Below are 7,339 nucleotides of genomic sequence, written 5' to 3' on the forward strand. Positions count from 1 at the left end.
GCGGGCCGGGCACCGGCCCCGTTTCAGCCCTCCTCGCCGTAGAGGGCGGCTATGTCCTTGCTGCCGGGCCAGCGGCTGTAGGTGGGGGACTGCGGCCAGCCCTCGGGCACGTCCTGCCACTCCTCCTGGCGCCCGTACGGCAGCAGGTCGATCAGCGGGAAGGTGTGGCCGAGCTGCTCGACGCCGCGGCCGTCGGTGTGCCAGGTCCGGTAGACGGTGTCGCCGTCGCGCAGGAACACGTTGACCGCGAAGCCGCCGCCGGGCGGGGCGCCGACGTCCGCGCCGAACGGGCTGTTCGCCGTGGAGTACCAGGTCATCCTGTTGCCGACACGCCGCCTGTACGCGAGGGCCTCGTCGAGCGGGCCCTGGGTGACGATGACGAACCGGGCGTCGTAGGCGTCCAGGAACTCCAGCCGCGTGAACTGCGACGTGAACCCCGTGCAGCCCGGGCACTGCCAGGTCTTGCCGGGGAACCACATGTGGTTGTAGACGATCAGCTGGGACCGGCCGTCGAAGACGTCGGCCAGCCGGACCGGGCCCTCCTCGCCCTCAAGGGTGTACTCGGGCATCTCGACCATCGGCATCCGGCGGCGCTGCGCGGCGATCGCGTCGAGTTCCCGGGTCGCGGCCTTCTCCCGCGCGCGCAGGTCGCCGAGGTGGCGTCGCCAGGTCTCCGCGTCGACGACGGGCGGCAGTGCCTTGCTGGTCATGGTCCCTCCGAGGTTCGAATCGACGTCGCCAGGTACAGACCGCGCCCGGCCGGCGAATTCATCGGTCCCCGTGGTCACGAGCCGGCGGCCACGCCCCGCGCGAAGTCGGCGTATTGCAGTTCGAGTGCCTTGACGGGGCCGCCGCGCCAGCCCGCGGCGAGGGCTTCGGCCATCGGGTCGGGGAAGATGTCCTCCTCGTCCTTCTCCAGGCCGTCGAAGACGGCGCGCGCGACCGATTCCGGCGACGCCTTGGGCATCTCCACCCCGCGCGTCATGTCGGTGTCCACGATCCCCGTCAGGACGGCGTGCACCGTCACCCCCCGCGGGGCCAGGAGGGTCCGCAGCGACTGCGTCATGGAGAACGCGGCGGCCTTGGAAATGGAGTAGGCCGGGATCAGCGGGAACGCGGCGAGGCCGTTCACCGACAGGTTGTTGGCGATGGCCCCCTTGGCGTCGGTCAGCAGGGGCAGGAACGCCTCGATGACGCGGTGGACGCCGTAGAGGTTGACCGCGAAGTGCCGCTCCAGGACGGCCAGGTCGGTCAGGTCGTCGTAGTTCGCGATCCCGGCGTTGTTGATGAGGAGGTCGAGCGAGTCGACGGCCTCGGCCGCCCGCCGGACCTGGTCCGGGTCCGTCACGTCCAGCGTCAGCGGCGTGACCCGCTCGTCGGGGTGCCGCTGGGGGACGCGCGCGCCGGCGTACACGCGCCGCGCTCCCCTGCGCAGCGCCTCGTCGAGCAGCGCCCGCCCGATTCCGCGGTTGGACCCTGTGATCAGTACTGCCTTGTCGGTGATCGTCGGCATGCTGCCGCTCTCCTTGGGTGTTCTCGGGTGTTCCCGGCCGCGGGCGCGGCCGGTCAGCTGGTGAGGGCGGGGGTGAGCCCGAACGTCGGGACGAGGCCCGGGTCGTTGAAGGACGTGATCCGGGCGACGCGGGCCCCGATCAGGGTGAGGACCTGCACGCCGTACGCCTCGTAGCGGCCGGCGCCGGAGCGGCGGTAGACGACGCAGGCGGGCTGGCCGTTGGCGCGGCTCGGGACCATGCGCCACAGGCCCGGCCGGATGACGCGCCCGGCCAGGAAGCCCAGCACGGCGTCCCGCCCGGTGAACCAGGTCGGGGTCGGCGGCATCTCCAGCTCGACGTCGGCGCGCAGCAGCTCGATCAGCGCGGCCGGGTCGGCCCGCGCGAACGCCTCGACGTAGTCGTCGAGCAGGGCGCGGCGGGCGTCCTCGTCGGGCTCGGCGAGGTCCTCCTCGACCGGCCCGGCCTCGGCGAGGCGGGTTCGGGCGCGGCGGAGGGCGCCGTCGACCGCGGCGGCCGTGGTGTCCAGCATCTCCGCGACCTCGGCGGTCCGGAACGCCAGCACGTCGCGCAGCGTCAGCACGGCGCGCTGCCGCGCGGGCAGGAGCTGGAGCGCGGCGATGAGGGCGAGCCGCACCCCGGCCCGCGCGGCGACGACGGCCGCCGGGTCGTCGCCGCCCAGCAGCGCGTCCGGTGCGGGCTGGAGCCACGGCACCGCCGGTTCGTCGGGCGCCAGCGCCACGCGGTGGTCGTCGGACGGGGCGCCCAGCCCGGACGGCACCGGCCGCCGCGTCCGCGTCTCCAGCGCCGTCAGGCAGGTCCGGGTGGCGATCGCGTACAGCCAGCGGCGCAGCGAGGAGCGGCCCTCGAACCGGTCGAAGGCGCGCCACGCGCGCAGGTAGGTCTCCTGGACGAGGTCCTCGGCCTCGTGGATCGAGCCGAGCATCCGGTAGCAGTGGGCGAGCAGCTCCGGCCGGAACGGCTCGGCCAGGGCGGCGAATTCCGTGTCAGATCGCATCGCGGGTTCCTCCGGGCGGGACGGTCGATATCAAGACCGTGTGCGGGAGGAGAATCCGACGGGTCGACGCTGTGACCTGCGTCACGGAGGTGCCGGCAAAAAGGCGCCGGCACGGAGGCGCAGGCTCGGGGCTCCTAGTGGGCCCGGTCGGAGGGCCGGGGCGCCGACCCGGCCAGGGGAGTGGTGTCCAGGTACCTGACCTCGTAGACGCGCTCGGCGAACTTCCAGCCGTCCGGGGTGCGCCGGTAGCGGTCGTGGTAGACGGCGAAGTTCACGCCTTCGATGCCGTCGAGGGTGCGGGCGAGCTCCTGGATGTAGGCGCGGCCGGTCGCGGTGTCGCCGTCGAGCTCGATCACGCCCGGGTGCGTGGTCTGCACGAAGAAGTCCCACCGGGCCTGGAGCGCCTCGCCCCCGGCGCGGATCTCCTCGCGGCCCGCCAGCTCGACGGGGACGTTGGGCATCCGCAGCACCCCGTCCTCGGTGAACAGCGACGCGAGCCGGGCGCGGTCGCGCATCATCGCCGCGTCGCTGAACTCGCCGCGCAGCGCCTCGATCTCGACCCGGTCGGCGACGGCCTGCATATCGGTCATGGTCCTCTCCTCACCTCGTTCGTCGCTCCTATGACGAGACGGCCGGGCGAATTGTGATGGTCCCGCCCGGCGGCCGGATGCGGCGAGGCGGTGGACACGGCGTCCGGAGGCTGCGATAAACGCCTTGTACGTGACACGGCGAGCCCGGGCGGGATCATGCGGACGCTGTACGAGCATGCAGGCGGTCACGAGGGACTGCACCGGTTCATGGACGTCTTCTACGCGTCGCTGCTGGCCGACCCGCTCGTGGGGCCGCTGTTCGGCGAGGGGCGCCCGACGCACGTCGACCACCTGACGGCCTTCACCGCCGAGACGTTCGGCGGCCCCGACGCCTTCTCGCGGGAGATGGGCGGCTTCGCCCACCTCATCGACGTGCACCGGCACCTGAAGATCACCGAGGAGCAGCGGCGCAGGTTCGTCGAGCTGTACATGGCGGCGGCCGACACCGTGGGGATGCCCGGCGACGCGCCGTTCCGGCAGGCGCTGCTGGAGCACGTCGAGTTCGGCACGCGGGTCGCCATGCAGAACTCGCACGCCGAGACCGACGACGAGCTGCACCCCCTCCGCGAGGTCCCCCACTGGGACTGGCCCGCCGGGACCCCGTGACGCCGGACCCCGTGACCCGGGGCATAGCCGTTGATCTTGCCGCATAAGGTGTGCAGGTCACGGAACGTCCAGGTGGAACGGGGCTCGCATGCGTTACGTCATCATCGGCGCGGGGGCGATCGGCGGGGCGGTCGGCGGCCGGTTGCGGCAGGCGGGGCAGGACGCGGTGCTCGTCGCGCGCGGGGCGCAGTACGCGGCGCTGCGCGACCGGGGGCTGCGGCTCACCGGCCCGGACGGCGTCTTCGACCTGCCGGTCCCGGTCGTCGACGGTCCCGAGGCGCTCGAACTCACCCCGGACGACGTGCTCGTGCTGGCGGTGAAGACCCAGGACGCGATCGCGGCCCTGGACACGTGGGCGCCGCGCCCGGTCGCCGGCGGCGAGACGGCGGCGGAGCGCCTGCCGCTGGTCTGCGCGCAGAACGGCGTAGAGGCCGAACGGCTGGCGTTGCGCCGCTTCCGCCGCGTCTACGGGATGTGCGTGTTCCTTCCGGCGAGCTACCTGGAGCCGGGGGCCGTCACCGTCCGCTGCGCGCCGTACACCGGTGCGCTCACCCTCGGCCGCTACCCGTCGGGCGCCGACGAGACGGCCCACCGGATCGCCGAGGGACTGGAGAAGGCGAACTTCCTCGTGCCCGTCACGTCCGAGGTGATGCGCTGGAAGTACGCGAAGCTGCTCGCGAACCTCGCGAACGCGGTCGAGGCGGTGTGCGGTTCGCAGGCCGGCGACGCCGCGAAGGCGCTGGTCGCGCGGGCGCGCGCGGAGGCCGCCGAGGTCCTGGACGCGGCGGGGATCGACCGGGCCGGCGACGAGGAGCAGCGCGAGCTGCGGTCCGGGCGGATCGAGGTGCGGCCGGTCGAGGGCGGCGCTCCCGCCGGCGGCTCGACCTGGCAGAGCCTGCGGCGCGGCAGCACGTCGGTCGAGGCGGACTACCTCAACGGTGAGATCGTGTTGCTCGGACGGCTCCACGGCATCGCGACACCGGTGAACGAGACGCTGCTGCGCGTGGCGAACGACTTCGCGCGCACGGGGCGGGAACCCGGCTCGATGACGGCGGACGAACTCGCGGCCCAGGTGCCCCGGTAACCGGCGCGGACGCCGGTCAAGTGCTCGGGCACCGACGTCGTCATCGCGGGATGTGGTGCGGGTCTCGCGAATGGGTCGGGTGTGTTACATGCCGTTCACATTTGGGCAACAGGTGCGAAATGGCTGGTCGGCAGTGTGGTGGCTGCCGCAGAACCCACAAGGCCGGGCAGTACCGAAGGGACCGACGTTGAGCTACAAGGCCGAGTACATCTGGATCGACGGCACCGAGCCCACCGCTCGGCTGCGGTCCAAGACCAGGATCCTCCCCGATGGCGCCGACCTGCCGGACTGGGGCTTCGACGGCTCCAGCACGAACCAGGCCCCCGGGGACCGCTCGGACTGCGTGCTCAAGCCGGTGTTCTCCTGCCCCGACCCGCTCCGCGGCGGCGACCACAAGCTCGTCCTGTGCGAGGTGTTCCTCGTCGACGGGACGCCGCACAAGACGAACACCCGCGCCGAGCTGCGCCCGGTCGCCGAGCAGTACGCCGCGCAGGACTCCTGGTACGGCATCGAGCAGGAGTACACGTTCTTCAAGGACGGCCGCCCGCTCGGCTTCCCCGAGCGCGGCTTCCCGGCGCCGCAGGGCTTCTACTACTGCGGTGTCGGCGCCGACGAGGTGTTCGGCCGCGAGATCGTCGAGCGGCACATGGACGCCTGCCTCGACGCCGGCCTGAAGATCTCCGGTATCAACGCCGAGGTCATGCCCGGGCAGTGGGAGTTCCAGATCGGCCCGGCCGGGCCGCTGGAGGTCGGCGACCACATGTGGATCGCGCGGTGGCTGCTCTACCGCATCGCCGAGGAGTTCGACGTGTCCGCGACGCTCGACCCGAAGCCGGTCGAGGGCGACTGGAACGGCGCCGGCGCGCACACCAACTTCTCGACGAAGGCGATGCGCGAGAACTACGACGCCATCATCACCGCCTGCGAGGCGCTCGCCGAGCGCGCGCAGGAGCACGTCCAGGGCTACGGCGCCGACATCGAGCGCCGCCTGACCGGCATGCACGAGACGGCGCCGTGGAGCGAGTTCAGCTACGGCGTGTCGAACCGCGGCGCGTCCGTCCGCATCCCGTGGCAGGTCGAGGTGGACAAGAAGGGCTACATCGAGGACCGCCGCCCGAACGCCAACGTCGACCCGTACGTGGTGGCCCGGCTGATCACCGCCACCTGCTGCGCGGCGCTGGAGAAGGCCGGCCAGGTCTGACCGGAGCACGACCCGACGCACGACGCCAAGGGGCCCTGGGAAGCGCGCTTCCCGGGGCTCTTTCGCGTTCCGCGACTAACGCCGCTATGACCGGTGACGGGGCCAAACATCTGCAAATTGTTGTGCTTGGGAGAGTTCCCCCTATCGGTGCCGGGTAGCACCTACATCGTTCGCACCGGGGGGAGGGAACATGCCCGACACGCCATTCGGGCGGTACCCCGGCGGCCTGCCGGGCAGGCACGCCGGCCGTCCTGCGCCACGGCCGTACGAGCGGTCGTTCCGGTGCCCCTCCGCGGCGCGGCGGCGCCGGGTGGAGGCTCCGGCGAGGAGGTACCAGGAGTTCGTCGCCCTGCACGAGGAGATCTCGGCGGGGTCGGGGCTCCCGCTTCGCCCCCTGTGGTGGGCGGGGACGGCGGCGGCGCTGGCCGCCGGCGGCGCCGCGTTCGCGGCGGTGATGGGGCTGCGCGGCGTGTTCGGGCTGGACGTGCCGGTGTTCGCGGGCGGGCACACCGCGGCGGGACCGGCGGCGACGAGCTACGCGCTGATCGCGGTGGCCGGGACGATCCAGGCGACCGCGATGATGCACCTGCTGCTCGCCACCGCGGCGCGCCCCGTCCGGGCGTTCGCGTGGATCGGCGGGTTCGCGGTGGTGCTGCTGACGATCCTGCCGCTGCTGCTGAACGGCCCGCTCGACGCGGCGGTGGCGACCGCGTGCGTCAACCTGGTCGGCGGGACGTCGGTCGTCGTGCTGCTCGCGGGAGTGGTGGCGGCGGGCTCCCGGCCGTTCTGGCCGGACCGGCCGTTCAGGCGCGGCCGACTGTGATGGCCAGCGGGTCCGGCGCGGACGACGACGACACGCGCACGTGCCGGAGCCGCCGCCACACCTGGACGTCCACCGCGTCCCCGGGCGCGAGGACGCCGAGTTCGCGGTGCATGCCGGAGAAGCCGAGGCAGAGCGAGACGTCCCAGGTGCCGCGCGGCAGCGGGTCGTCGATGAACGCCCGCGTGACGGGCAGCGCGGCGCGGTAGCCGAGCCGGTCGTCGGTCTCGTCGAGCGCGGCGATGACCTCGAACGTCCGGCGGCTGCTCCGCTCGGTGAGGACCAGCGTCCCGGAGATCGGCATGCTGATCCACCGCCGGTCGATGTGGCCGGTGATGACGACCTCCCCGCGGCGCCCGTCCCAGGCGACCCCGTCGGCGGCGGTCGTGCCGGCGACGTGCGAGCGGCCGCCGACGTCGATGGACAGCGTCCCGCGCCCCCCGAAGTAGGCGGCGACGGTGACCGCGCCCGGCAGGAACCGCCGCTGCGGCGCGGTGTCGAGGCCGGGC

The 7,339-nt window shown here is 73.0% G+C and carries 8 protein-coding genes and 1 pseudogene; 4 read left to right on the forward strand and 5 right to left on the reverse strand.

Annotated elements, in window-relative coordinates:
- Positions 1–23 precede the first annotated feature (23 nt).
- From ABZ914_RS42635 to ABZ914_RS42650, 4 genes are all read right to left on the reverse strand, one after another.
- Entirely contained in the window at positions 24–710 is a 687-nt protein-coding gene (locus tag ABZ914_RS42635) for a DUF899 domain-containing protein (RefSeq protein ID WP_387028498.1), read from the reverse strand.
- 74 nt (positions 711–784) lie between these two features.
- Complete coding sequence (locus ABZ914_RS42640) at positions 785–1,513, reverse strand: SDR family NAD(P)-dependent oxidoreductase (RefSeq protein ID WP_500200480.1); 729 nt, start codon at positions 1,511–1,513, stop codon at positions 785–787.
- A gap of 53 nt (positions 1,514–1,566) precedes the next feature.
- Positions 1,567–2,529, reverse strand: coding sequence for an RNA polymerase subunit sigma-70 (locus ABZ914_RS42645; protein WP_500200481.1), 963 nt, complete (start codon positions 2,527–2,529; stop codon positions 1,567–1,569).
- Between the two features lie 134 nt (positions 2,530–2,663).
- A complete protein-coding gene (locus ABZ914_RS42650) occupies positions 2,664–3,119 on the reverse strand; it encodes a nuclear transport factor 2 family protein (RefSeq protein ID WP_500200483.1) in 456 nt (151 codons plus the stop codon).
- Between the two features lie 156 nt (positions 3,120–3,275).
- Here ABZ914_RS42650 and ABZ914_RS42655 point away from each other — a divergent pair, with 156 nt between their 5' ends.
- The 4 genes from ABZ914_RS42655 (at position 3,276) to ABZ914_RS42670 (ending at position 6,833) form a co-directional block, all read left to right on the forward strand.
- The gene (locus ABZ914_RS42655) at positions 3,276–3,725 is read left to right on the forward strand and encodes a group II truncated hemoglobin (RefSeq protein WP_500200485.1); all 450 of its coding nucleotides are present in this window, start codon (positions 3,276–3,278) and stop codon (positions 3,723–3,725) included.
- Between the two features lie 88 nt (positions 3,726–3,813).
- Positions 3,814–4,809: a ketopantoate reductase family protein gene (locus ABZ914_RS42660; protein WP_500200486.1), complete on the forward strand. Its 996-nt coding sequence runs from the start codon at positions 3,814–3,816 to the stop codon at positions 4,807–4,809.
- Positions 4,810–4,996: 187 nt separating this feature from the next.
- Positions 4,997–6,010 carry a glutamine synthetase gene (gene glnII / locus ABZ914_RS42665; protein ID WP_500200489.1) on the forward strand — a complete coding sequence of 338 codons (1,014 nt, stop codon included), beginning with the start codon at positions 4,997–4,999 and terminating at the stop codon, positions 6,008–6,010.
- A 190-nt stretch (positions 6,011–6,200) separates the two neighbouring features.
- Complete coding sequence (locus tag ABZ914_RS42670) at positions 6,201–6,833, forward strand: hypothetical protein (protein WP_500200490.1); 633 nt, start codon at positions 6,201–6,203, stop codon at positions 6,831–6,833.
- On the opposite strand, the pseudogene ABZ914_RS42675 reads toward ABZ914_RS42670, so the two are convergent.
- A pseudogene (locus tag ABZ914_RS42675) lies at positions 6,814–7,339 on the reverse strand (hypothetical protein); the annotation flags it as partial. The gene ABZ914_RS42670 and the pseudogene ABZ914_RS42675 overlap by 20 nt on opposite strands.

Origin of the sequence: Spirillospora sp. NPDC046719 (assembly GCF_040645715.1) — a bacterium.
In the GTDB taxonomy this organism is placed as follows: Bacteria; Actinomycetota; Actinomycetes; order Streptosporangiales; family Streptosporangiaceae; genus Spirillospora.